The sequence below is a fragment of the Candidatus Protofrankia californiensis genome (assembly GCF_900634765.1).
Lineage (GTDB): Bacteria > Actinomycetota > Actinomycetes > Frankiales > Frankiaceae > Protofrankia > Protofrankia californiensis.
In genome coordinates this window covers 1-1,248 of the sequence record NZ_CAAAFT010000007.1, presented here as the reverse complement: position 1 = coordinate 1,248, position 1,248 = coordinate 1, and the positions used below count along the sequence as shown (strand labels likewise).

At 67.3% G+C, this 1,248-nt stretch carries 1 protein-coding gene; it reads right to left on the bottom strand.

All coding sequences use genetic code 11. From position 1 onward, the window contains the following. A partial coding sequence (locus DD1DGNOD_RS00250) for a serine/threonine-protein kinase (RefSeq protein WP_131769176.1) occupies positions 1 to 1,241 on the bottom strand: 1,241 nt, incomplete at its 3' end. Between the last annotated feature and the right edge of the window lie 7 nt (positions 1,242 to 1,248).

Genomic DNA, 1,248 nt, shown 5'->3' with positions numbered 1-1,248 from the left:
GGAGCTGTTGTGACATCCAGATTTCGGCTGGATTCGTCCGGTGTGGTGGGTCCGGTCGAATCGTTCGCCCGGTTCAACCATCCATTGATCAGGAGTATGGAAATTATGATCGTCGCTACGAGCGCGGCCGCGCTGAGCACGCCGATGAGCCAGGGTGACCGCTTGCGGCCTGAACGGTCAGGCGACTTGGATATGGGTAGTGGCGGCCGAGGAGGCTCGGATTCGGTCGGCAACAACTGAGGTGGCTCGGGTGGGGTGGTGTTGTAGCGGCCGAGGTCCGCGATCACGGTGGGGGGTAGCCAGCTCTCGTCGATCCGCAGCCGCTCGTCGGTGGACGCCGCCCGGCACAGCTCGATCAATCCCGCGGGGGTGGGGCGACCCGCCGGATCCTTTTCCACGCACTGTTCCAGTACGCCACGGATCTGGTCCGGGCAGCGGTCCCAGTCGGGCTGTTTGTGCTCGATGCGGTGGAAGACGGCGGCGTCCCCACCGAACGGCAGCTCGCCGGTGACCGCATAGTAAGCAGTGGAACCGAGGGAGAAGACGTCCCCGGATGTCTCCAGGGACTTTCCCCGGACCTGCTCGGGGGCCATGAACGCGGGGGTGCCGATCTGTACCCCAGCCTGGGTGAGCCTCGTCGAGGAGGCTTCGACCGCCCGGGAAATGCCGAAGTCGATGACGCGGGGGCCGTCCGCGGCAAGAATGATGTTGCCTGGTTTGAGGTCACGGTGGATCACGCCAGCGGCGTGGATGGACTGTAACGCCTCCGCGACCCCGGCGATCAGTAGTAGGACGGTCTCCACCGGGAGTGCGCCTTGCTGGCTGATGGTCGCGGCGAGGGAGGGGGCGGCGACGTAGGCGGTGGCCAGCCAGGGCCGCGGGGCGTGGGGGTCGCAGTCGATGACCGGGGCGGTGTAGAGGCCCTGGACCCGTTGGGCGATGGAAACTTCCGAGGCGAAGCGGCGGCGGAACTCGGGATCGGTGGCAAACTCCGGCCAGGCCACTTTGAGCGCGACCGGCCGGCCGCCGGGGGTGTAGGACAGGTACACCACTCCCATGCCGCCCTCGCCGATCCGGGCCCGGAGCAGATATCCGCTGATCTTGCGGGGGTCCTGCGGGGTCAGTGGGGTGAGTACCGCATTCCAGTCGCGTTCCGCCCCGCCGGGTGCGTTCGGCGGGCCCGGTGGTGGCACGTGTCCCTCCGAATTGGTGTGGTCCGCTCCCGGCGATGTGCTGATCATCGTTCCT